Annotated in this window: 21 protein-coding genes; 15 read left to right on the top strand and 6 right to left on the bottom strand. The window is 68.2% G+C overall.

Annotation, left to right across the window (positions count from 1 at the left end):
- Positions 1-6: 6 nt before the first annotated feature.
- The 10 genes from treZ (at position 7) to AB4Z01_RS10470 (ending at position 12,022) form a co-directional block, all read left to right on the top strand.
- The gene (treZ, locus tag AB4Z01_RS10515) at positions 7-1,851 is read left to right on the top strand and encodes a malto-oligosyltrehalose trehalohydrolase (RefSeq protein WP_441693185.1); all 1,845 of its coding nucleotides are present in this window, start codon (positions 7-9) and stop codon (positions 1,849-1,851) included.
- Positions 1,848-4,361 carry a malto-oligosyltrehalose synthase gene (gene treY, locus AB4Z01_RS10510; RefSeq protein ID WP_441693183.1) on the top strand — a complete coding sequence of 838 codons (2,514 nt, stop codon included), beginning with the start codon at positions 1,848-1,850 and terminating at the stop codon, positions 4,359-4,361. Before treZ ends, treY begins: the two co-directional genes overlap by 4 nt.
- Positions 4,351-4,884 carry a hypothetical protein gene (locus AB4Z01_RS10505; protein ID WP_441693180.1) on the top strand — a complete coding sequence of 178 codons (534 nt, stop codon included), beginning with the start codon at positions 4,351-4,353 and terminating at the stop codon, positions 4,882-4,884. Before treY ends, AB4Z01_RS10505 begins: the two co-directional genes overlap by 11 nt.
- A 258-nt stretch (positions 4,885-5,142) precedes the next feature.
- Positions 5,143-7,275 (top strand): glycogen debranching protein GlgX, encoded by a 2,133-nt coding sequence (glgX, locus tag AB4Z01_RS10500; protein WP_441693177.1) that lies wholly within the window; start codon positions 5,143-5,145, stop codon positions 7,273-7,275.
- 228 nt (positions 7,276-7,503) lie between these two features.
- Entirely contained in the window at positions 7,504-8,355 is an 852-nt protein-coding gene (locus AB4Z01_RS10495) for a pentapeptide repeat-containing protein (RefSeq protein WP_441693175.1), read from the top strand.
- A gap of 42 nt (positions 8,356-8,397) precedes the next feature.
- Positions 8,398-9,120 carry a hypothetical protein gene (locus tag AB4Z01_RS10490; protein WP_441693173.1) on the top strand — a complete coding sequence of 241 codons (723 nt, stop codon included), beginning with the start codon at positions 8,398-8,400 and terminating at the stop codon, positions 9,118-9,120.
- 399 nt (positions 9,121-9,519) lie between these two features.
- Entirely contained in the window at positions 9,520-10,110 is a 591-nt protein-coding gene (locus AB4Z01_RS10485) for a hypothetical protein (RefSeq protein WP_441693170.1), read from the top strand.
- Entirely contained in the window at positions 10,111-11,034 is a 924-nt protein-coding gene (locus tag AB4Z01_RS10480; RefSeq protein ID WP_441693168.1) for a phosphotransferase family protein, read from the top strand.
- Positions 11,035-11,160: 126 nt separating this feature from the next.
- Positions 11,161-11,496 carry a hypothetical protein gene (locus AB4Z01_RS10475; RefSeq protein ID WP_441693165.1) on the top strand — a complete coding sequence of 112 codons (336 nt, stop codon included), beginning with the start codon at positions 11,161-11,163 and terminating at the stop codon, positions 11,494-11,496.
- Between the two features lie 58 nt (positions 11,497-11,554).
- On the top strand, positions 11,555-12,022 hold the full coding sequence (locus AB4Z01_RS10470) for an NUDIX hydrolase (RefSeq protein ID WP_441693162.1): 468 nt from the start codon (positions 11,555-11,557) through the stop codon (positions 12,020-12,022).
- 16 nt (positions 12,023-12,038) lie between these two features.
- Here AB4Z01_RS10470 and AB4Z01_RS10465 read toward each other — a convergent pair whose 3' ends face one another.
- The 6 genes from AB4Z01_RS10465 to pcaQ form a co-directional block, all read right to left on the bottom strand.
- Positions 12,039-12,953 (bottom strand): AEC family transporter, encoded by a 915-nt coding sequence (locus AB4Z01_RS10465; protein WP_441693160.1) that lies wholly within the window; start codon positions 12,951-12,953, stop codon positions 12,039-12,041.
- Positions 12,954-13,132: 179 nt separating this feature from the next.
- Positions 13,133-13,807, bottom strand: coding sequence for an HAD family hydrolase (locus AB4Z01_RS10460; protein ID WP_429230513.1), 675 nt, complete (start codon positions 13,805-13,807; stop codon positions 13,133-13,135).
- Positions 13,808-13,871: 64 nt separating this feature from the next.
- On the bottom strand, positions 13,872-15,140 hold the full coding sequence (locus tag AB4Z01_RS10455; RefSeq protein WP_441693158.1) for a multidrug effflux MFS transporter: 1,269 nt from the start codon (positions 15,138-15,140) through the stop codon (positions 13,872-13,874).
- Between the two features lie 206 nt (positions 15,141-15,346).
- A complete protein-coding gene (locus AB4Z01_RS10450; RefSeq protein ID WP_441693157.1) occupies positions 15,347-16,000 on the bottom strand; it encodes a hypothetical protein in 654 nt (217 codons plus the stop codon).
- Between the two features lie 3 nt (positions 16,001-16,003).
- Positions 16,004-17,404, bottom strand: coding sequence for a selenium-binding protein SBP56-related protein (locus AB4Z01_RS10445; RefSeq protein WP_441693154.1), 1,401 nt, complete (start codon positions 17,402-17,404; stop codon positions 16,004-16,006).
- A 92-nt stretch (positions 17,405-17,496) separates the two neighbouring features.
- A complete protein-coding gene (pcaQ, locus tag AB4Z01_RS10440; protein WP_441693152.1) occupies positions 17,497-18,450 on the bottom strand; it encodes a pca operon transcription factor PcaQ in 954 nt (317 codons plus the stop codon).
- Between the two features lie 106 nt (positions 18,451-18,556).
- On the opposite strand from pcaQ, the gene pcaD reads away from it, so the two are divergent.
- The 5 genes from pcaD to AB4Z01_RS10415 are packed head-to-tail and all read left to right on the top strand — an operon-like array spanning position 18,557 to position 21,850.
- On the top strand, positions 18,557-19,345 hold the full coding sequence (gene pcaD / locus AB4Z01_RS10435) for a 3-oxoadipate enol-lactonase (RefSeq protein ID WP_441693149.1): 789 nt from the start codon (positions 18,557-18,559) through the stop codon (positions 19,343-19,345).
- Positions 19,338-19,721: a 4-carboxymuconolactone decarboxylase gene (gene pcaC, locus AB4Z01_RS10430; RefSeq protein WP_441693147.1), complete on the top strand. Its 384-nt coding sequence runs from the start codon at positions 19,338-19,340 to the stop codon at positions 19,719-19,721. Before pcaD ends, pcaC begins: the two co-directional genes overlap by 8 nt.
- On the top strand, positions 19,718-20,410 hold the full coding sequence (gene pcaH, locus AB4Z01_RS10425; RefSeq protein WP_441693144.1) for a protocatechuate 3,4-dioxygenase subunit beta: 693 nt from the start codon (positions 19,718-19,720) through the stop codon (positions 20,408-20,410). The genes pcaC and pcaH overlap by 4 nt, the downstream gene beginning before the upstream one ends.
- Positions 20,411-20,412: 2 nt before the next feature.
- A complete protein-coding gene (pcaG, locus tag AB4Z01_RS10420) occupies positions 20,413-20,988 on the top strand; it encodes a protocatechuate 3,4-dioxygenase subunit alpha (protein ID WP_441693141.1) in 576 nt (191 codons plus the stop codon).
- A gap of 4 nt (positions 20,989-20,992) precedes the next feature.
- Entirely contained in the window at positions 20,993-21,850 is an 858-nt protein-coding gene (locus AB4Z01_RS10415) for a CoA transferase subunit A (protein ID WP_441693139.1), read from the top strand.
- Position 21,851 lies beyond the last annotated feature (1 nt).

Below are 21,851 nucleotides of genomic sequence, written 5' to 3'. Positions count from 1 at the left end.
CGGCCGATGACCCCGCCGGCCGCCGCCCGCGCCGCGCCGGCAGCGCCGACGGAACGCACAACCCATGCCATGCCGTTCGGCGCCGAGCTGCGCCCGGACGGCAGCACGCGCTTCCGCCTGTGGGCGCCCGATGCCGAGGGCATGACCCTGCTGCTCGGGCAGGACGGCGCCCCGCTGCCCCTGGAACGCCTCGACAACGGCTGGTTCGGCCGCACCGTGACCGGCGCGCCGGCCGGCACGCCCTATCGCTATCGGCTGGGCGACGGCACCGAGGTGCCGGACCCCGCTTCGCGCGCCCAGGACGGCGGCCCCTTCGGCCCCTCGATCGTCTGGGATCCGAACGGCTATGACTGGCAGGTCACCGGCTGGCGCGGCCGGCCCTGGCACGAGGCCGTGGTCTATGAGCTGCATTGCGGCGCCATCGGCCGGCCCGGCGGCTTCGCCGCGGTGGAGCAGCAGCTGGACCGCCTCGCCGAACTCGGCGTCACCGCGATCGAGCTGATGCCGGTCTCCGATTTCCCCGGATCGCGCGGCTGGGGCTATGACGGGGTGCTGCCCTTCGCCCCGGCGTCGATCTACGGCACCCCGGACGACCTGAAGCGCCTGGTCGACGCCGCGCATCAGCGCGGGCTGATGGTGCTGCTGGACGTCGTCTACAATCATTTCGGCCCGGCCGGGAACTACCTGCCGCTCTACGCTAAATCCTTCTTCGATGCCGACCGCCTGACCCCCTGGGGCCCGGCGATCGACTTCCGCCGGCCGCAGGTGCGCGCCTTCTTCCGCCACAACGCGCTGTACTGGCTGGAGGAGTTCCGCTTCGACGGGCTGCGCCTGGATGCCGTGCATGCCATCCGGGACGACAGCCGGCCCGACATCCTGACCGAGATCGCCGACGCCGCCCGCGCCGCCTTCCCCGACCGGCACATCCATCTGGTGCTGGAGAATGACAGCAACGAGGCGCGGCGGCTTGTCGGCACGCCCGGCCCCGCCGGGCGCTACGACGCACAGTGGAACGACGATGCCCACCACGCCGCCCATGTCGTGCTGACCGGCGAGGATGACGGCTATTACGCCGACTATGCCGACGCCCCGGTGCCGCGCCTGGCCCGGGCGCTCTCGGAAGGCTTCATCTATCAGGGCGACTGGTCGGAGCATCGCAAGGCCACGCGCGGCGAGCCCAGCGCCCATCTGCCGCCGACCGCCTTCGTCAACTTCCTGCAGAACCATGACCAGATCGGCAACCGCGCCCTCGGCGACCGGCTGACCGCCCTGGCCGAGCCGGCTGCGGTCGAGGCGATGACCGCGGTGCTGCTGCTGGCGCCGCAGATCCCGATGCTGTTCATGGGCGAGGAATGGGGCAGCCGCCAGCCCTTCCCCTTCTTCTGCGACTTCGAGGGCGAGTTGGCCGACGCGGTGCGCCGCGGCCGGCGCGAGGAGTTCGCCGCCTTCGCCTCTTTCGCCGGCACGACCGAGGCGCTGCCCGACGCGCTCGATCCCGCCACCTTTGAGTCGGCGGTGCTGCAGCAGCCCGATGACGATGAGGCCGCGGGCCGGCTGGATCTGGTGCGCCGGCTGCTGCACCTGCGCCGGCACCGGGTGATGCCGCTGCTGGCGCCGCGCCGGATCGGTCCCGGCATCGACCGCAGCCGCGACCACATGCTGGACGTCGCCTGGATGCTGCAAGGCGGCGGCTGGCTGCGCATCGTCGCCCATCTGGCCCCGGGGAAGGGTCCCGCCTGGGAGGTGCCGGCCGGCGAGATCCTGTTCGAGAGCACGCCCGGCCTTGTTGCCACCCTGGCCGACGGTGTCGAAGGCTGGGGCACCGTCGTGGTGCTGGAGCCCGCCGCATGACCGTGATCGCCCACCCGCCCCGCGCCACCGCCCGGCTGCAGATCCATGCCGGGTACACGCTGGACGACGCCCGCGCCGCCCTGCCCTATCTTTCCCGGCTCGGCATCAGCCATGTCTATGCCTCGCCGCTGCTCGCCGCCCGGCCCGGCTCCACCCATGGCTACGACGTCGTCGACCCGACCCGGATCGACCCGGAGCGCGGCGGCGAGGCCGGCTTCGAGCGCTTTGCCGAGGCCCTGGGCTCCCAGGGCCTGGGCCTGATCCTCGACATCGTGCCGAACCACATGGCGGCCAGCCCGGGCAATCCCTGGTGGCGCGACGTGCTGGAGCACGGCCGCGCCAGCCCGCATGCCGCCGTGTTCGACATCGACTGGAACGCGCCGGCCCATCCCGGCCGGCTGCTGCTGCCGATCCTCGGCAAGCGCTATGGCGAGGCGCTGCGCGCCGGCGACATCAAGCTGCGCCGCGATCCCGAGACCGGCCGCCCCGTCATCGCCATCCCCGGCCACACCCTCCCCGTCGCCCCCGGCACGGTCGAGGCGATCGACGAGAGCCTGGGGCCGGACGCGCTGCACGCGATCCTGGAGCGGCAGCATTACCGCCTGGCCCATTGGCGGGTCTCGGCGGCCGAGATCAACTACCGCCGCTTCTTCGACATCGACGATCTGGTGGCGGTGCGGGTCGAGGACCCGGCGGTGTTCGACGCTACCCACGGCCGCATCCTGGCCGCCGTCGCCGCCGGCCAGGTCCAGGGGCTGCGCATCGACCATATCGACGGGCTGGCCGACCCGGCCGGCTACCTGGCCCGGCTGCGCCAGGCGGTCGACGCCGTCCGCCCCGCCGGCGTGCCCTTCACCATCTGGGTCGAGAAGATCCTGGCCGAGGGCGAGGACCTGCCCGCCGGCTGGCCGGTCGAGGGCACCACCGGCTACGAGGTCGCCAACGCGATCCACGCGCTGCAGGTCGATCCGGCGGCGGCCGGCCCGATCCGCGCCGCCTATGCCCGCTTCACCGGCGACCAGGGCAGCATGGCCGACACCATCCGCCGCTGCCGCCGCGCGGTGATCGAAGGCAATCTGGCCGCGCCCTTCGAGGCGCTGGTCGATGCCGTCGACCGGCTGGCCTATGCCGGCTGGGAGTCCCGCGACCTGACCCGCGCCGATCTGCGCGAGGCGCTGGCCACGGTGATCGAGCATCTGCAGGCCTATCGCGGCTATCCCGGCGATGGCGGCACCTTCAGCCTCGACGCCGCGATCGCCCGGGCGCGCGAGACCGTGCCCGGGCCGGCGCTCGACGCCGTGGCGAAGCTGGTCTCCGGCCGCGTCCCCGGCGACGACGCCGCCCTGATCCTGCAGCGCTTCCAGCAGCTGACCGGCGCGGTCGCGGCCAAGGCGGTGGAGGACACGGCCTTCTACCGCCACCTGCCGCTGGTCTCGCTAAACGAGGTCGGCGGCTGGCCGGAGCGGTTCGGCATCGCGCCCGACGACTTCCACGCCGCCTTCGCCCGCCGCCGGCAGGACTGGCCCGACGCGCTGTCGTCGCTGTCGACCCATGACCACAAGCGCGGCGCCGATGTCCGCGCCCGCCTGGCGGCGCTGACCGAGCTGGCGCCGGAATGGCAGTCCGGCCTGGTCGCCTGGTCGGCCCTGCTGGCGCCACAGCGCGGCGGCAGCGAGGATCGCCCGGTGCCGAGCCGCCGGCACGAGCACCTGTTCTACCAGACCGTGCTCGGCACCTGGCCCGCCGGCGGGCCCGACAAGGATTATGCCGACCGGATCGTGGCCTATCTGCTGAAGGCGGCGCGCGAGGGCAAGGACGAGACCAGCTGGACCGACCCGGACCAGGCCTATGAGGCCGGGCTGGAGCGCTTCATCCGCGCCGCACTCGACCCCTCCGGCCCGTTCCCGGCCGCGGTCGCGCCCTTCGCTGAGCGCCTCGCCCGCATCGGCGCGGTCAACGGCCTGGCCCAGCTGGCGATGCAGATGACCCTGCCCGGCGTGCCCGATTTGTACCAGGGCACCGAGGAATGGGACCTGTCGCTGGTCGACCCCGACAACCGCCGCCCGGTCGACTGGGACCGGCTGGCGCGGCAGCTCGACACGGTCGCCGAGGCGGATCCGGCAGAGCTCGCCGCCGCCTGGCCGAACGCGCGGATCAAGCACTGGCTGGCGGCGCGGCTGCTGCGCCTGCGCCGCGAGGACCCGGAGCTGTTCGCCCGCGGCGACTATGCGCCGGTGGCGGCGCAGGGCCCGGCCGCGGCCCATGTCGTGGCCTGGCGCCGGTCGCTGGACGGCCGGCATCTGGTCGTCGCTGTGCCGCGGCTGGTGGCCGGCCAGTTGAACGGAGCCCTGGGCCTGACCGGCTTCGACGGCACGGCGCTGACGCTGCCGGATGGACGTTCTGTGGGGGACGACGTGCGGGGGAATGAGGGCAGCCGGGCCGATCTCGGCCCTGTCTTCGGCCGGCTGCCGGTGTTCCTGCATCGTGTTGGAGATCGCAATGGTCAATAGAGTGCTGCGCCTGATCTCGAACCCCGCCGCAGAGGCCGGCCCCGGCCTGCCCCTGCCCCGCACCCCCGCCGGCCTCGACGAGCCGCAGCGCGAGCATTTCGAGCGGCTGGGCCTGTCGGTTGCATCCTCTCCCCCGCACCGGACCGAACTGACCGGCTGCTTCGCCGGGCAGGTTGACATCCGCGCCGTCGCCCGCCCGCCGGGGGACGAGGAGGAGCCGGCCCCGCTGGTCTGGGACGTGCTCGGCCACTGGCGCAAGCGGCGCCGGCTGTGCCTGCACCCCAGCGATCTCGACGAATGGCTGGGCTTGCGCCCGGTCGACGCCTTCGCCCTGCTGCGCGGCCTGCGGAACGATGCGCTGGCCGAGGCGTTGGGACCCACGGCGGCCACCGACGTGTTCGAGTGGCGCGGCCACCGGGTGCTCAACCCGTTCCGCGACCGCTTCGGCAACGAGACCAGCCCGGCGAGCGAATACGGGATGGATTACCGGCTGTGGCGCGCCCGCTGGCGCGACGCGCTGTAGGCGGCTGGGGCGCCGCAGACAAATGAGTCCCCCCTCCCCTCGCGGGAGGGGGTTAGGGGGAGGGGGTTCTCTCGGCCTGGTGCCGCCTGGACTGGGTAGACTGGTTGTGACGGCGGGTTGGATTTCTTGCCCATCCGCGCGCGGACGCGCGCAGACCCCTCCCCCTACCCCCCTCCCGCAAGGGGAGGGGGGACTGAGAAGAAGTAGAGTCGGGCTATTCGGAAAAGACCGCGAGAGAGCCGGTCAGAGGGGATGTAGATGAAGCGCGTACGACCGGCGTCGATGCGGGTGCTGGAGGGGCAGCCCTTTCCGCTCGGCGCCACCTGGGACGGGCTGGGCGTCAACTTCGCCCTGTTCTCGGCCAATGCCACCAAGGTCGAGCTGTGCCTGTTCGACGAGGAGGGCAAGCGCGAGCTCGCCCGGGTCGAGCTGCCGGAATACACCGACGAGGTCTGGCACGGCTACCTGCCCGATGCCCGCCCCGGCACGGTCTACGGCTATCGCGTCTACGGCCCCTATGAGCCCGCCGCCGGCCACCGCTTCAACCCGAACAAGCTGCTGCTCGACCCCTACGCCAAGCGGCTGGTGGGCGAGCTGACCTGGAACGACGCCCTGTTCGGCTACACCATCGGCGCGCCGGAGGAGGACCTGTCCTTCGACGACCGCGACAGCGCCCCCTTCATGCCGAAATGCCGGGTGGTGGACCCCGCCTTCACCTGGGGCCGCTCGCGCCCGCCCGCCATCGCCTGGGACCGCAGCGTGATCTACGAGCTGCATGTCCGCGGCTTTACCATGCGCCATCCTTCGGTGCCGCGGCGCCGGCGCGGCACCTATGCGGGGCTCGGCCATCCCGCGGTGGTCGACCATCTGCGCGACCTCGGCGTCACCACGGTCGAGCTGATGCCGGTGCACGCCTTCGTCCGGGACCGGCACCTGCTGGAGCGCGGCCTCAGCAATTTCTGGGGCTACAACACCATCGGCTTCTTCGCCCCGCACCCGACCTATTCCGCCACCGGCGAGACCACCGAGTTCAAGGAGATGGTGGCGCGGCTGCACGATGCCGGGCTCGAGGTCATCCTCGACGTCGTCTACAACCACACCGCCGAGGGCAATGAGCGCGGCCCCACCCTGTCCTTCAAGGGCATCGACAACGCCTCCTATTACCGGCTGGCGGAGGACAAGCGCTACTACATCAACGACACCGGCACCGGCAACACGCTGAACCTCAGCCAACAGCGGGTGCTGCAGATGGTGACCGACAGCCTGCGCTACTGGGTCACCGAGATGGGGGTGGACGGCTTCCGCTTCGACCTCGCCACCATCCTCGGCCGCGAGCCCTATGGCTTCGACGAGAATGGCGGCTTCCTCGACACCTGCCGCCAGGATCCGGTGCTGGCCCGCGTGAAGCTGATCGCCGAGCCCTGGGACCTCGGCCCCGGCGGCTACCAGGTCGGCGGCTTCCCGCCCGGCTGGGCCGAGTGGAACGACCGCTTCCGCAACACCGTGCGCGGCTTCTGGAAGGGCGACGAGGGCCAGGTGGCCGACCTCGCCTCCCGCCTCGCCGCCTCGGGCGACCTGTTCAACCGCCGCGGCCGCCGGCCCTGGGCCAGCGTCAACTTCGTCACCGCCCATGACGGCTTCACCCTGAACGACCTGGTCTCCTACAACGACCGGCACAACGAGGCCAACGGCGAGGACAACCGCGACGGCCATTCCGACAACCTGTCCTGGAACCACGGCGCCGAGGGCCCGACCGGCGACCCGGACATCCGGATCTTGCGCGAGCGGCAGAAGCGCAACCTGCTGGCCACGCTCCTGCTGTCCCAGGGCACGCCGATGCTCCTCGGCGGCGACGAGTTCGGCCGCACCCAGAACGGCAACAACAACGCCTATTGCCAGGACAACGAGATCGGCTGGGTGGATTGGGCGGCGATCGGCGAGGACGGCCGCGCCTTGGCCCGCTTCGTCCGCCGGCTGATTGCGCTGCGCCAGCGCTATCCGGTGCTTCGCCGCAGCCGCTTCCTGGCCGGAATCTACAATGAGGAGCTGGACGTCAAGGACGTGGCCTGGCTGCGCCCCGACGGGCAGGAGATGGGCAATGACGACTGGGCCAATTCGCAGACCCGCTGCCTGGGCATGCTGATCGACGGCCGCGCCCAGCCGACCGGCATCCGCCGCCGCGGCTCCGAGGCGACCTTGCTGCTCCTGCTGAACGCCCACCACGAGCCGGTGCCCTTCCTGCTGCCGGAAGTTCCGGACGGCACCGTCTGGACCGCTCTGGTCGACACCGCCGAGCCCGACGCGGCGCCGCGGGGGCATCTGCCGGCGGGGGAGACCTACGCGCTGCAGGGCCGCGCGGTGGTGCTGCTGTCGGCGCAGACGGGGGGATGAGGGAATGGAGCTATAGGGACCATCGTCAGCGACGCTGGTAACCCGCTCCTACTGATCTGCCTGCCGAACTAGCTACTAATGCAATACCCTCGGTCATCACGCCCGGGGCCTATCACTCGTCAATTTCGAATCAAAATCGTCGCAATCGGATAGCCAGTAGCGGTACCGAATTGTGTCATTGCCACTCGATATGGTAGAGTTGGCAAATTCTAATGTGAGGCATTCATTATGGAGACTATGTTCTCAATATCGGAAAAAATAGCAACTCCAATTTCATTAGCCGCCCTGGCAATTCTAGTTCTATTTTACTTGTTCAAAATCCTACTGGAACGATTGAATTTGGCTGAAATTCTAGGAAAAAATCTGTATAAATTGGTACTCCGTTCTGTCACTTATATATTTATACTGGCTATTACCGCTTTATGCGTTGGAATCCTAGCCTTCGTTTTCGTTCAGTATATAAATTTTAAGAATAGTTATCGTGCGGATGCTTACATAAACAAGCTGACCGACGAGTCAATCGATGTACGTGCAACAGCGGCTCGAGCACTTTGGGCATTGGCAACGCAATCAGGCGGGCTCGGGCCGATCGCATGCGCCTCGCTGTCCGCTCTGGTTCGGCGACGGGCATCCGACACCCTTGTAGGCAATCATTCTGTCCTTGCCGCCGACATTCAAGAGTCTATGACCGGAATCAGTCAGATCGCTGCAAAGGAACAATGCACAGATGTCGATTTGAGAGGAAGCGACCTTCGGCGCCTCCAGTTGCCCGGCGGCCATCTTGCAGGAGCGAACTTGGTAAAAGCTCGACTTGACCAAGCGAATCTTTCAGACGCAGATCTCAGAACCGCTCGCCTGGTTGGCGCAGTATTTACTGAAGCCGTCCTGAGAGGTGCAAAGTTAAGCGGCGCGGCGCTCAATCAGGTGACTTGGCGGGACGTAGATTTACGCCAGTCAGATTTGAATTCTGCACAAGGCATCGCCGGTGCAGATTTATCTTCTTCGAGATTGGATGGGATAATACTTGACAATGTCGATGTGACGAAGACAAGATTTCCTCAGCATTTTTCTCCAAAATAGATACAGTATATTGAACAAAGAATTTAGATATTGGAGATATTCATGACAAAACACAATCCATTGATGACGAGAAGAGTAATTTTGATGGGATCGGCGGTGTCAATTGCACTGCCATCTCGTGCCGCGCCGTCGGACTCTACTGTTCATTGTTATATAGGCCAAAGCGGAAAACCATGGGATGAACTACACCTGGGAGCTTTGATAACACGTAACCCGTCATCACATAAACAATCTATAAATATAATCCGTGATGTAGTAAATTATACACGGGTCCTTAGAACGAGAACTACGGAGCATCTCAAACTCATATTCTTTCCAGAATTGTTGAGATATCTGCTTCGGCAAAATGAAATGAAGTTTATGTGTATCAAATTTCAAAATCTCCCATGGCCAGACGATGCCTTTGAGAGAGATATTCTATATTTACAAGCACATAGATTGCTTTTAAACAATTCATCAATTAAACCCACCTCAGAATTAGTTATTCACCTCACGGATCATGGGGTTACGCATCGAGATATCTTTAAAAAAGCACTTTCGGAGGTAGAGCCTTGGAAGCCATCAAGTCGCTTTCACTACATCGACCAAGATGATCTCGTACAAATTGCACACTTCTTAACCGGCTTAGTTAACTGCGAAGCAAAGGAGTCTAGAGTACGCAGGGAAATCGTTAGTTTAGCCAAAAAAGAACTAAACGCTTCTTCATTTACTGAAGAGGCGTTTCGCAACCATCCATTCTTCCGAATCAGGCAAATATCAGTTTAGACCAAACATCGCACACAGAGCGGCGACTGTCGACAGACAGATTGATCGACTTTCTTGATTGTGTCAATATCGATTGATATTGAGGGCCAGAAGCCAGCGGCGGCGACTATATAATCTCTACGCGCTCGTGATCGCGGGCAGATGTCTCCGAGCCGTCGGCAGAGGAGTTCCCGAACCCACCAGCGTATCACTCTATGGCCAATGCGGCATCCAGGCGCCCAGTAAACGTCCACCCGGCGTCGCCTTTGGCGTGGACTGTGGCGCTGGAGGTTGGGCATCCGGACAGGCGAGCCATAGTGCGGCGCCATTGGGCGCTATCATCGAAACTCCAACCCGTGCCCACCCGCCTCGCCCGTGCCAAGTATCCATCCCTCACATCTTCAAGCCTAGGGACCGCCCATGCCCTCCCTCCTCCCCGCCGAGCTCGCCTGGTATGTCACCGGTCGCTTCTACCAGGCCGAGCCGGGCGGCCCGGTGGCGGATTACGGCTATTTCCTGCACCTGCCCTTCCTCGACGTGCCGCTGTTCGACAGCAAGCGCTCCGAGACCACCGCGCATTTCACCTTCGCCGCCAAGCCGTTCCAGGCGAAGGGCGTCGACAATGGCGGGCTGAAGCTCGGGGTCGATCCGGTCGGGGAGTTCTCGATCTACCTGCAGCGCCGGCCGGCCGGGACCTTCGACCACCCGGCCTCCTTCGCCCGGGGCGACTGCATCGCCACCTTCCGCCGCGCCAGCCTGGTGGTCGGCACCACCGTCACCCAGTCCGACGGCACCACGGCGGTGTCGCTGGTCGGCACCAACGTGTTCTCCGCCCGCCTGGTCGCCAGCACGCCCTTCGACTTCGGCGGCGGCCGGCACGACGTCGCCGAGCATCTCGGCCGGGGCGTCACCCAGTTCGGCACCGCCGCGGGAGCGCCGATCTCGCCGACGCCGGCGGGCTTCACGGCGGTGGTGCCCTTCACCGGCTCGGCCATCGCGCTGGGCCGGTAGGTGGAGGATCCCGGCGCCCTGGCGCGCCTGATCCGGCAGGTCGCGCCCGGCGCCCGCCTGCTGGCCGCCCGGCCCCTGGCCGGCGGCGTCTCGGCCCGGGTGACGGCGTTGGAGCTCGCGCCTCCGGACGGCCGGACCCTGGTCCTGCGCCGGCACGGCGCCGCCGACCTGGCGCGCGACCCGGACATCGCGGCGCATGAGTTCCGGCTGCTGCAGCTGCTGCAGGCGGCCGGCGTGCCCGTGCCCACCCCGCTGCACCTGGACACCAGCGGCACCATCCTGCCCACGCCCTGGCTGCTGCAGAGCTTCGTCGACGGCGACACCGAGGATGTGCCGGCCGACCTGGACGACCATATGCGCCAGCTGGCCGAAGCACTGGCCGCGATCCACCGCGTGCCGGCGGCCGACCTGGCGTTCCTGCCGCTCCAGGAGGAGCAGGCGGCGGCGCTGATCAGGGAGCATCGGCCGGGGCCGGACGAGACCTTGGCCGAATCCTGCCTGCGCGCCGCCTTGGCCGCATCCTGGCCCCCGCCCCGCCGCAACCCGCCGGTGCTGCTGCATGGCGATGTCTGGCCCGGCAACCTGCTGTGGCGCCGCGGCCGGCTGCAGGCGGTGATCGACTGGGAGGACGCCGCCATCGGCGACCCGCTGGCCGACCTGGCCAATGCCCGGCTGGAGCTGTTCATCGCCCATGACGAGGACGCCATGGCCGCCCTCACCCGCCACTACCTGGCTCTGTCCGAAATCGACTCGACGGCCCTCCCCCTCTGGGACCTATGGGCAGCACTGCGCCCGGTCGCCGGCCTGCCCGGCTGGGGCCTGGCGCCGGAGGAGGAGCACCATTTGCGGGAGCGACACCGGGCGTTCACCAACAGCGCCTTGGCAGCAGTCGGGGATAGGCACGAAGTCGCAGCACCCGATTGACACGCCTAACGGCCGGTGATGGGATCCTGGGCAGAACAGGGCTGTGTTTGCATGAACGATTTTTGATGATGTGGATTGTCACGCTGGCGCGGTGGGCCGACACCTGCGGCGGCAAGGAGATCGCAGATGAGCATAAATTCTCGCCCTAAAATGATTTTGTTCATCGCAATCTTTTCCTTCATCGTCAATTATGCTTCGGACAATTATAAGAAATGGAAGCTTCCAGGATGGCTTTATTTTACTCAATCTCCCTATGTTTTTCTTGCAGCAGACCTGTTGTCGTTGCTTTCCGTTTTAGGACTCGTCTATCTTATTTATCGATACTTTGAAGAAATGGAGGGAGCATCCAGGCGATCCAAAACAATGCTCAAATGGTCGTTCTATGGCTTGCTCGGAGTGACTGCCCTTCGCATCCCTCTTGAATTCGCGGGGCTCTTGATGAAGCTGCATGGGAACGGATAGCGGTTCGCGCCACAGAGCGGCCGGCGAGCCGCCGCAGGCCCGGCAATCCGAGGACCCAATGCAGGAGATCCCGATCCGGAGCTTTGCCGTCTCCGTCGTCGTCATCCGGCATGCCGCGACCGGCTCCGAGGTGCTGCTGCTGCGCCGCACCCGGTCGTTGGCCGGGGAGTGGTGCCAGATCGCCGGCGCCATCGAGCCCGGCGAGACCGCGTGGCAGGCGGCGCTGCGCGAAACCCTGGAGGAGACCGGGCTGGAACTCCAGCAGCTGTACTCCGCCGATATCTGCGAGCAGTTCTACGAGGCGGAGCGCGACGCCATCAGCCTGCTGCCGGTCTTCGTCGGCATCGCAGCCGCGGACGCCGCGGTGCGGCTGAACCCGGAACACAGCCAATCTCGCTGGGTCGGCTTCGGCGAGGCGGCCGGGATGGTGCCCTTCGCCGGCCAGCGCCACGTCCTGCGCCATGTCGAGCAGGAGTTCGTGGCGCGGGAGCCGAGCCGCTGGCTGCTGATCCATCCGCGCGACTAGCCCGCCGCGCCACAGGTCAGGACAGAAGGGTGAGCCAGATCAGCAGCGTCGGCACCGACAGCAGCGTCGTGATCGAGACCGTCGCGGCGACCAGCGGCTCCTCCACCTTGTACTCGCCGGCCAGGATGTAGACCGTCTTCGCGGTCGGCACGGCGGCGCAGACCACGGCGGCGATGGTGTAGAGCGGGTCGAGGCCCGTCGCCAGGCACAGGCCGTAGACGATCAGCGGCATGGCCACCAGCTTCACCACCGCCAGCAGCAACGACGCCCGCAGGTTCGCGCGCAGCCCCGCCACCGACAGGCCGAGCCCGATGGCGAACAGCGCGCAGGGCGTCAGCGCCGCCGCGAAGATATTGAGATAGGCCGCGACCGGCGCCGGAATCGGCAGGCCCGCGATCGCCCCGGCCAGGCCGACCAGGGTGGAGAGCACCATCGGGTTGAGCAGGATCTGCTTCGCCAGGGCGGTCGGGCGTGCGGACCGCCCGCCGTGCCGCTCGCGTTCCAGCAGGATGACGGAAGCGGGAAACATCACCCCCGCCACGAACACGGTGGCGATGGCGGCGGGCAGCACGGCGGGCTGGCCGTAGATCGAATGCAGGATCGGCAGCGCCACGAAGCCGGTGTTGGTCATCGCCGCGGCCATGCCGTGGATCGTGCTGCTGGCGAGACCGCGCCCGGCCCGGACGGCCAGGAACACCAGCGCGAAGCACAGCAGGGAGCCGCCGCCGAAGGCCAGCAGGAAGCGCCCTTGCAGAAGATTGCGCGCCGGCTCCTGCGCGATGGTGACGATCAGCAGCGCCGGCATCGCCACGTTGTAGGCGAAATGCACCAGCCCGTCGGCCAGCGACCGCGAGACATAGCCGGACCAGCCAGCGAGCCAGCCGGTGACGATGATCGCGAACACGGGGAGAACCAGGCTGGCGACGTCCATCTCGGCGTGCTCCCCGACCGGGCGCGATTGCCCGGGGGCGAAGCATAGCGCACCGGGCGGCGTCGCGGGGGCGCATGCTTGCGGGTAACAGCATCACCAACACGCCGATGTCTCCAGGTCCCGCCGCGCCGGTGGTTGACGGGGCCCCGACCAGCGCCGGCTTGCCGCGCTTGCGCGTCCTACCGCCGGCCGCCGACCTCATCGATATGCAGCAGCATGTCGGCCGGGTCCTCGAAGACGCGGTAGGCGCCGGCGCGCTCCAGCTCGTCCTGGCCGTAGCCGCCGGACAGGAAGCCGATGCCCAGCGACCGGGCCCGCTGTGCCGCCAGCATGTCCCAGACGCTGTCGCCGACGACATGGGCGCGCTCGATCGGCACGCCCAGCCTCTCGGCCGCGGCCAGGAACAGGTCGGGGTCGGGCTTGGCGTATTTCACCTGGTCGCGGGTGACGACCGGCACCTTGTCGAAATCGACGCCGAGATTCTCGATCACCGGCCGCGCCGTCTCCATCCGGCCGCTGGTGGCAATGGCCCAGGGAATGCCGGCCTCGGTCAGCCAGGCCAAGAGCTCGCGCGCGCCGGGCAGCGGCACGCTCTGCTCGGGGTGGCGGTTATAGGCCTCGGCATGGCGGCGGCGCAGCCGCTCGACCCGCTCGTCGCTGATGTCCAGCCCGGTCTCGCGCAGCAGCATGTTGGTGAACAGCCCGCCGCTCATGCCGATCTTGCGGTGGATGCGCCAGACCGACAGCTCGATGCCCTCGGCGTCCAGCGCCTCGCGCCAGGCCATGACGTGGTGGTAGACGCTGTCGACCAGCGTGCCGTCGAGGTCGAACAGGAACGAGGTCTGCTGGCGCATCTCACGGTCTCCGCGTCGGGGAAGTAGGGGACAGAATTAGCCCATCCGGCCCCGAGGGAAACCCTCAGCGCGCCGGGTCGGGGTGCTGCGGCACGAACAGCCGGCCGCGCTCGGTCCACAGCACCATCAGCAGGGCCAGCAGGCCGAGGCCGAAATAGCCGAAGGCCAGCGGCACCACCGTGCCGTCGAAGGCCTGGCCGACGACGGCGCCCAGCACCGCGCTGACGATCGTGGTGTAGCTGCCGAACACCGATGACGCGGTGCCGGCGACGTCGCCCAGCGGCTCCATCGCCATGGCGTTGAAGTTCGGCACGGTCAGGCTGAACAGGAACATGTTGGCGGCCAGCACCACGCCGAACAGGAACAGGGGCGGCTTGCCGCCGAAGGCGAAGGCGAAGATCACCTGCAGCGCGCCGACGGCGACGAAGCCCAGGATGCCGGTGTGCGACATCCGCCGCATGCCCAGCCGGCGCACCAGCCGCGAGTTGAGGAAGGAGGCGAAGCCCATCACCATCGCGATCAGCCCGAAGGCCATCGGGAAGTAGGTGCCCAGCGCGTAGACATCGGTCTCGAAGATCGCCTGGGACGAGCCGAGATAGGACATCAGCGCCCCCATCATCAGCCCCATCGCGGTGGCGTAGCCGATCGACACCCGGGTGGTGACGCAGCGCCGCGCCGCCCCGAGGATGCTGGGCAGCGAGAAGCGCTTGCGGTATTCGGGATGCAGCGTCTCCGGCATGCGCAGGTTGAACCAGACGATCTGCACCAGGGCCAGCGCCAGCATGCTGACGAAGATCACGTGCCAGCCGCCGAGCAGCAGGAAGGCCTGGCCGATCGCCGGGGCGAAGACCGGCACGATGATGAACACCATCATGGTCAGCGACATCACCCGCGCCATCTCGCGGCCGGAGTAGCGGTCGCGGACGATGGTGATGGTCAGGACGCGCGCCGCGGCGGCGCCCATGCCCTGCACCACCCGCGCCACCAGCAGCCATTCGAAGCCATGGGCGACGATCGCCAGGACGCTGCCGAAGGTGTAGATCGTCAGACCGATCATCAGCGTCGGCCGCCGCCCGATGACGTCGGAGACCGGGCCGTAGACCAGCTGCATCACGCCGAAGCCGGCCATGTAGGCGGTCAGCACATATTGCAGCGAATTGGCGTCGGCGATGCCGAGATCGGCCTGGATGGCGCCGAAGGCCGGCAGCAGGTTGTCGATCGACAGCGAGATCAGCGCCATCATGAAGGCGATCAGGCCGACGAACTCGACGAAGCCCGGCGCCGGCATGGCGCGGCCCGACGCCTTCGCGGTGATCCTGCTGACGAACGACATCCGGTCCAGTCTCGCTCAAACGCGGCACGGCCCGGCCCGCGCCATGCCGCCTGGGCGATGGTGCCGGTCGAGCGCTGCCCGCCCCCGCGGGGATGATGAGAAACGAGTCAAGCTTCGACCCAAACCGCGATCCGGGACAAGGGCTTGTCGCGCAACGCTGCCGCGCGCCGGAAGGCCGGGTCTTCACATTTGGTCGGAGCGTCGGGTCACATCCCGCCGCGCAGCGCCAGCGCCAGCGACACGCCGCCGACCAGGATAAGGCTGCCGGCCCAGATCGCGTCGAGATTGAACCAGCTGCCGGCCACCGCCTTCAGGCCCAGATACCGGTACACCAGCCAGGCGAAAGCACCGCCGGCCGCGACCATGGCCAGGGAGTGGACGACGGCGACCAGCACGCCCATGCCGAGGTCGCCGCCGATCAGCGTCCCGGCCGCCTGGTCGCTGCCAGCCGCGCGGCACAGGCCGAGATAGATCGGCACCAGCATCAGCCCGGCGCCATGCGCCGTCGCCACCGCGAAGGACCACAGGCCCAGCTGGGTCGGCCGGATCCGCGCCAGCGCCCGCGGGTGTCGCCGGTTCACCAGCCGATACACGCCGAAGCCGATCACCAGCAGGCTGGCGCCGATCCGGATCGGCTGCTGCCACGCCACCAGCGTGACCAGCAGGGCGAAGGGCAGGATCACCACCGCCATCGCCAGCAGATGGCCGATGGTCAGCGGTCCCAGCGCCGCCACCAGGGCGCGCGGGTTGCGCTCCATCAGCCCGGCCGAGACCGCGAGCGGCCAGCCCATCCCCGGGTTTATCCCGTGATAGAGGCCGCTCGCCACCACCGCCAGCCACAGGCCGGCCGCCTCCGGCATGCCTCAGGCCGAGGGGTAGCAGAAGCTGTCGGTCGAGCAGTCGCCGCCCTGCAGCCGGACCTGATGCGCCCGGTAGCCGTCCGGGAACTCGACCCAGTAATCCTTGGCCAGCTCCAGCCCGCCATCCGGCCCTGCTTGCGCCATCACCTGGGCGCCCGGCACCCCGTCCGGATAGAACTGGTCGTCCCAGGTCGAGTACAGCGAGTTGGTCCAGTACACCCGCTTGCCGTCGCGGCTGATCTCGACCATCTGCGGCCCGCCGGCATAGGTCTTGCCGTTCGGATGGGCCGTGCGCCGGTCGATGCCGCCGATATGGACCGAGCCGGACAGCTTCGGCTTGCGCGGGTCACTGACATCGTATTGCCGCATCTCGCCGGTGCCCCAGCAGGAGACGTAGAGGAAGCGGTCGTCCAGCGACAGGTCGATGTCCGACACCAGCGGCGGCACCGCGCCGAAGCCTTTCAGCAGCGGCGGCAGCCGGTCGGCCTCCGCCGGCTCGGGCGGGATCGTCGCCGTCTTCTCGATGTGGAACCGGCCGCCCTCGCGCCACCAGGTCCAGATCGAGCCTTCGAGGTTGGTGGTGTCGACCACGACGCCGAGGAAGCCGTATTCCTTCGCCGGGTCATGCGCCGGCCGGATCTCCAGCGCCATCTGGTGGTTGGCGCCCAGATCGATGGTCTGGACGTTGCGCCGGGCCCGCAGGTCCCAGAAATGCACGCGGTGGCCGTATTTGTTGGCCAGCAGGTCCTCCGGCACGATGCCGTTCTCGAATTGCGGCGGCAGCCCCCATTCGCTGGAGACCATGTAGTCGCGCGGCAGGTTCCACCAGAAATCGTAATGCAGCTCCTGCGGCCCGCGGTCGATCTCCCAGCGGCCCAGCACCTCGAAGGTCTCGCAATCCATGATGAAGATGCCGGGCGGGCCGTCGGTGCCGTCCGCGCCCCCGCCGCCGAGGGTCGAGACATAGATCCCGTCCGGGCCGCAATGCACGGTGTGCGGCCGGGAATAGCCGGTCTTGCGGAACACCTCCTCCGGCTCGATCACCTTGTGGATCTTGGCCTGGGTCGGGTCCGGCTTGGTGTCGACGATATAGATCCGCGACGAGCGGATGCCCGGGATGATCAGGTAGCGCCGCTCCAGGAAGGCGTGGCCGGTCAGCGGCGACAGCGACGAGGAGCAGGCGTTCCAGCCGAAATGATGGAACTCGTCGCCCTTCTCCGGCATCACCACGGTATGAACGATCCGGCTGTAGGTCGGCGAGCCGGGCTTGACGTCGATCACCGCCAGCGCGTCGGGCTGCGAGGCGTCGGGGCTGAGCAGCAGCGTATAGGCGAAATCTTCCGGCGGCGCTTCCATCGCCAGCTTCGGCGAGGCGTGGAAGGTCGGGTCGGGCCTCATGGCCATGGGCGGTCTCCCCTCTCTGCGTCGATGCGTGCGGCGTTGTCCAAGCCTATCACACGACGTGCCCGAAGCCGGGCCGGATCATTGTCCTCCTTTCAGGTGCCCCGCACCTCCCGCGCGGCGTCGCGCACCATGGCCATGAAGATCCGGCCGGCATCGGTCGGCGGTACCTCGGCCCGCATGGTCAGCCCGACCGGGCCGGTGGAATCGCCGTCGTCGATCGGCAGCTCGGCCAGCACCCCCTCCGCCACATCCTGGGCCACGGCGCCGCGCGAGATGATCCAGACCGCATCGGTGCGGCGGGTGTAGGAGCGCCCGAAGGTGGGCGAGACGCTCTCGATCCGGTCGGGCAGCGCCCCCACCCCGGCGGCGATCAGCAGCTTGTCGACTGTCGGCCCGATCACCGATCCGGGCGGCGGCGCGATCACCGGGAAGCCGCTGATATCGCGGATGGCCAGCCCCGCGCGCGACAGCAGCGGATGGCCGGGCCGCACGGCGAAGGCGATGCGCTCGGAATAGAGATGCTCGAAGGACAGGCCGGTCATCTGCTCCGGCTCCGCCAGCCGGCCGAGCACGAGATCCAGCCCGCCGACGCGCAGCTGGCCCAGCAGCATCTGGTTCGGCCCGTCCACCACCCGCACCACCACGCCGGGGCAGGCGGTGCGGAACCGCTCCAGCGCCGCCGGCATCATCTGCCCGGCCACGGTCGGCAGCACGCCGACGCGCAGCAGTTCCTCCCCCGCCGCCCGGGCCCGTACCACGCTCTCGATGCCCTGGCGCAGCGCCGTGACGCTGGTGCCGGCATGGTGCAGGAAGGTGCGGCCGAACGGGGTCAGCACCACGCCCTTGCGGCTGCGGTCGAACATCGGCGCGCCCAGCGCCTCCTCCAGCTCGCGCAGGGTCTTCGACACCGCCGGCTGGCTGACCCCGAGCGCGTCGGCCGCGGCCACCACGCTGCGCAGCCGCACCGCCTCGAGGAAGCATTGCAGGTGGCGCAGCTTGATCCGCCGCTCGATCGCCCCCGCATTGTCGCGCTCTACCATATTCATCCGGTTATGTTTCCTGGCGAATTCCTCATTTTACATAACCGTGCCGGCGACGCACAGTGCGGCACGACACCCGGGCGGAACCAGGGACGAGGGCCAAGGACGAGGGATGGACGCGGTCAAGGCGAACGGCATCGTGCTGCATGTCGAGGACAGGGGCCCGCGCGACGCGCCCGCTTTGGTCTTCATCAACTCGGTCGGCACCGATTTCCGCATCTGGGACGCGGTGGTGCCGCACTTCCCCCACCACCGCACGCTGCGCTACGACAAGCGCGGCCACGGCCTGTCGACCAGCGAGGGCGGCGACAGCATCGACGCCCATGCCGCCGATCTCGCCGCGCTGCTCGACGCCAGCGGCATCCGCCGGGCGACGGTTGTCGGCCTGTCGATCGGCGGCATGATCGCGCTCGGCCTCGCCCGGCTGCGGCCGGACTTGGTTCACCGGCTGGTGCTCTGCGACACGGCCCACAAGATCGGCACCGCCGAGGCCTGGCAGGCCCGGATCGCGGCGGTCGAGGCCGGCGGCGTCGCCAGCATCGCCGAGGCGACGATGGAGCGCTGGTTCTCCCCCGAATTCCGCGCCCGGCAGCCGGAGCTGGTCGCGATCGCCCGGAACATGCTCAGCCGCACCCCGGCCGACGGCTATGTCCGCGCCTGCGCCGCCCTGCGCGACGGCGACCTGACCGCGGCGGCCCAAGGGGTTGCGGTGCCGACCCTGTGCCTGTGCGGCACCGATGACGTCGCCACCACGCCGGAGCTGGTGCGGTCGCTCGCCGCCCTGATCCCGAGCGCGCGCTACCAGGACATCCCGGGCGCCGGCCACCTGCCCTGCGTCGAGGCGCCGGAGCTGCTGGCCGGGCTGATCCGCGACTTCATCGAGGATGGCCGCCATGGCTGACCCGCTGCACGACCAGGGCATGGCGGTGCGCCGCAAAGTGCTGGGCGACGCCCATGTCGACCGCGCCCAGTCCCGCACCACCGAATTCGACGCGCCGTTCCAGGAGTTCATCACCCGCGGCGCCTGGGGCGGGGTGTGGAGCCGGCCGCAGCTGACCCATCGCGAGCGGTCGATGCTGACCATCGCCCTCCTCGCCGCCCTGGGCCATCATGAGGAGTTGGCGATGCACATCCGCGCCACCGCCAACACCGGCGCCACGCCGGAGGACATCCGCGAGGCACTGCTGCATGTCGCGGTCTATGCCGGGGTGCCGGCGGCGAATTCCGCCTTCGCCATCGCCAAGTCAGTGTTCGCCGAACGGGAGGACCAGAAGTGAGCTTCCAGCCGCGCGACTGGCGCATCCACCCGCCGCATCTCTACGAGGGCTATCGCTCGACCGTGCTGCGCGCGCCATCGCAGAAACTGATCCCGCTCTCTGGCCCACTGTCGGAGCATCAGGGCCCGACCTTCCCCGCCGCCCCGTCCGGCGAGGCCGACCTGACCCGCAACGGCCGGGTCAATGGCGAGCCGCTGGGTGAGCGCATCATCGTCACCGGAAGGGTGCTGGACGAGGATGCCCGGCCGGTGGCCAACACCCTGGTCGAGCTGTGGCAGGCCAACGCCTCCGGCCGCTACATCCACAAATCCGACCAGCATGACGCGCCGCTGGACCCCAACTTCCTGGGCGCCGGACGCTGCGTCACCGATGCCGAGGGCCGCTACCGCTTCCTGACCATCAAGCCGGGCGCCTATCCCTGGCGCAACCACGCCAATGCCTGGCGGCCGCAGCACATCCATTTCTCGCTGTTCGGCCCGGMCTTCGCCACCCGGCTGGTGACACAGATGTACTTCCCCGGCGACCCGCTGCACACCCTGGACCCGATGTTCAACAGCATCCCCGACCCGGCCGGGCGCGAGCGCCTGATCGCGGCCTTCAGCCTCGACCTGACCGAGCCGGAGATCGCGCTGGGCTACGAATTCGACATCGTGCTGCGCGGGCGCGTGGCGACGCCGATGGAGAAGTGACAGTGGCGAAACTTCCCCAGACCGGATCGCAGACGGTCGGCCCCTTCTTCGCCTACGGCCTGACGCCGCGGCAATATGGCTACGACTTCCCGCAGGTCGCCGATGGCGCCCTCGCCGCAGACGCCGTGCCGGGCGAGCGCATCCGCGTCAGCGGCCGGGTGCTGGACGGCGCCGGCCAGCCGATCGAGGACGCGCTGGTCGAGATCTGGCAGGCGGATTCGCAGGGCGTGTTCCCGGGGCCGCAGCGCAGCGCCAATGACGGCTTCACCGGCTTCGGCCGCTGCGGCACCGGCACGGATCCGGAGCGGCGCTTCGTCTTCGACAGCATCCGGCCGGGCGCGCCGGGGCCGGGCCAGGCACCGCATCTCAGCGTCATCGTCTTCATGCGCGGCCTGCTGGTGCATTGCTACACCCGGATCTATTTCCCGGAGGAAGCGGCCAATGCCCAGGACCCGGTGCTGAACGCGGTGCCCGAGTCCCGCCGCGGCACCCTGGTCGCCCACGCCGACGGCCCCGGCCGCTACCGCTTCGACATCCGCATGCAGGGCGACGGCGAGACCGTCTTCTTCGAGATCTGACCCCATGGCAAAATTCCAGACCCTGGCCGAGGCCGTCGCCGACAACCTCCGCGACGGCGACACCGCGGCCTTCGAGGGCTTCACCCATCTGATCCCGCACGCCGCCGCGCATGAGGCGATCCGCCAGGGACGGCGCGACCTGACCCTGGTGCGGATGACGCCGGACCTGGTCTACGACCAGATGATCGGCATGGGCTGTGCCCGCAAGCTCGTCTTCTCCTATGCCGGCAACCCCGGCGTCGGCCTGCTGCGCCGGCTGCGCGACGCGGTCGAGAAGGGCTGGCCGAACCCGGTGGAGATCGAGGAACACTCCCACGCCGCCATGGCCAATGCCTATGAGGCCGGGGCGGCCGGCCTGCCCTGCGCCGTGTTCCGCGGCTATCGCGGCGCCGGCCTGGCCGAGGTCAACCCGAACATCCGGTCGGTCACCTGCCCCTTCACCGGCGAGACCTTGGCGGCCGTGCCGGCGATCCGCCCGGACGTGTCCTTCATCCACGCCCAGAAGGCCAACCGCCGCGGCGACGTGCTGATCGAAGGCATCGTCGGGGTGCAGAAGGAGGCGGTTCTGGCCGCCAAGCGCTCGGTGGTGACGGTGGAGGAGATCGTCGAGGATTTCGACGACGTCCATCCCAATGCCTGCGTGCTGCCGCGCTGGACCGTGACCTCGATCGTCCCTGTCCCGGGCGGCGCCCATCCGTCCTACGCCCATGGCTATTATCCGCGCGACAACGCCTTCTACCTGGCCTGGGACAAGATCGCGACCGACCGCGAGGCCTTCCTGGCCTGGATGAAGACCAACGTGATCGACAGCGCCCCCGACGCCTTCGCCGGCCGGGTCGCGACGCTGAGCGGGAGGGCCTGAA

Origin of the sequence: Inquilinus sp. YAF38, assembly GCF_052113205.1 — a bacterium.
Lineage (GTDB): Bacteria > Pseudomonadota > Alphaproteobacteria > DSM-16000 > Inquilinaceae > Inquilinus.
This window is presented reverse-complemented; position numbering and strand designations above follow the sequence as displayed.

What these genes read in the sequence shown, in the direction of transcription:
- treZ (WP_441693185.1), top strand. Translation starts at nt 7, where the DNA reads ATGACCCCGCCGGCCGCCGCCCGCGCCGCGCCGGCAGCGCCGACGGAA.
- AB4Z01_RS10470 (WP_441693162.1), top strand. Translation starts at nt 11,555, where the DNA reads ATGCAGGAGATCCCGATCCGGAGCTTTGCCGTCTCCGTCGTCGTCATC.
- pcaQ (WP_441693152.1), bottom strand. Translation starts at nt 18,450, where the DNA reads ATGAATATGGTAGAGCGCGACAATGCGGGGGCGATCGAGCGGCGGATC.
- pcaD (WP_441693149.1), top strand. Translation starts at nt 18,557, where the DNA reads ATGGACGCGGTCAAGGCGAACGGCATCGTGCTGCATGTCGAGGACAGG.
- AB4Z01_RS10505 (WP_441693180.1), top strand. Translation starts at nt 4,351, where the DNA reads ATGGTCAATAGAGTGCTGCGCCTGATCTCGAACCCCGCCGCAGAGGCC.
- pcaC (WP_441693147.1), top strand. Translation starts at nt 19,338, where the DNA reads ATGGCTGACCCGCTGCACGACCAGGGCATGGCGGTGCGCCGCAAAGTG.
- AB4Z01_RS10495 (WP_441693175.1), top strand. Translation starts at nt 7,504, where the DNA reads ATGGAGACTATGTTCTCAATATCGGAAAAAATAGCAACTCCAATTTCA.
- AB4Z01_RS10485 (WP_441693170.1), top strand. Translation starts at nt 9,520, where the DNA reads ATGCCCTCCCTCCTCCCCGCCGAGCTCGCCTGGTATGTCACCGGTCGC.
- AB4Z01_RS10460 (WP_429230513.1), bottom strand. Translation starts at nt 13,807, where the DNA reads ATGCGCCAGCAGACCTCGTTCCTGTTCGACCTCGACGGCACGCTGGTC.
- glgX (WP_441693177.1), top strand. Translation starts at nt 5,143, where the DNA reads ATGAAGCGCGTACGACCGGCGTCGATGCGGGTGCTGGAGGGGCAGCCC.
- AB4Z01_RS10490 (WP_441693173.1), top strand. Translation starts at nt 8,398, where the DNA reads ATGACAAAACACAATCCATTGATGACGAGAAGAGTAATTTTGATGGGA.
- AB4Z01_RS10475 (WP_441693165.1), top strand. Translation starts at nt 11,161, where the DNA reads ATGAGCATAAATTCTCGCCCTAAAATGATTTTGTTCATCGCAATCTTT.
- AB4Z01_RS10455 (WP_441693158.1), bottom strand. Translation starts at nt 15,140, where the DNA reads ATGTCGTTCGTCAGCAGGATCACCGCGAAGGCGTCGGGCCGCGCCATG.
- AB4Z01_RS10445 (WP_441693154.1), bottom strand. Translation starts at nt 17,404, where the DNA reads ATGGCCATGAGGCCCGACCCGACCTTCCACGCCTCGCCGAAGCTGGCG.
- AB4Z01_RS10415 (WP_441693139.1), top strand. Translation starts at nt 20,993, where the DNA reads ATGGCAAAATTCCAGACCCTGGCCGAGGCCGTCGCCGACAACCTCCGC.
- treY (WP_441693183.1), top strand. Translation starts at nt 1,848, where the DNA reads ATGACCGTGATCGCCCACCCGCCCCGCGCCACCGCCCGGCTGCAGATC.
- AB4Z01_RS10465 (WP_441693160.1), bottom strand. Translation starts at nt 12,953, where the DNA reads ATGGACGTCGCCAGCCTGGTTCTCCCCGTGTTCGCGATCATCGTCACC.
- AB4Z01_RS10450 (WP_441693157.1), bottom strand. Translation starts at nt 16,000, where the DNA reads ATGCCGGAGGCGGCCGGCCTGTGGCTGGCGGTGGTGGCGAGCGGCCTC.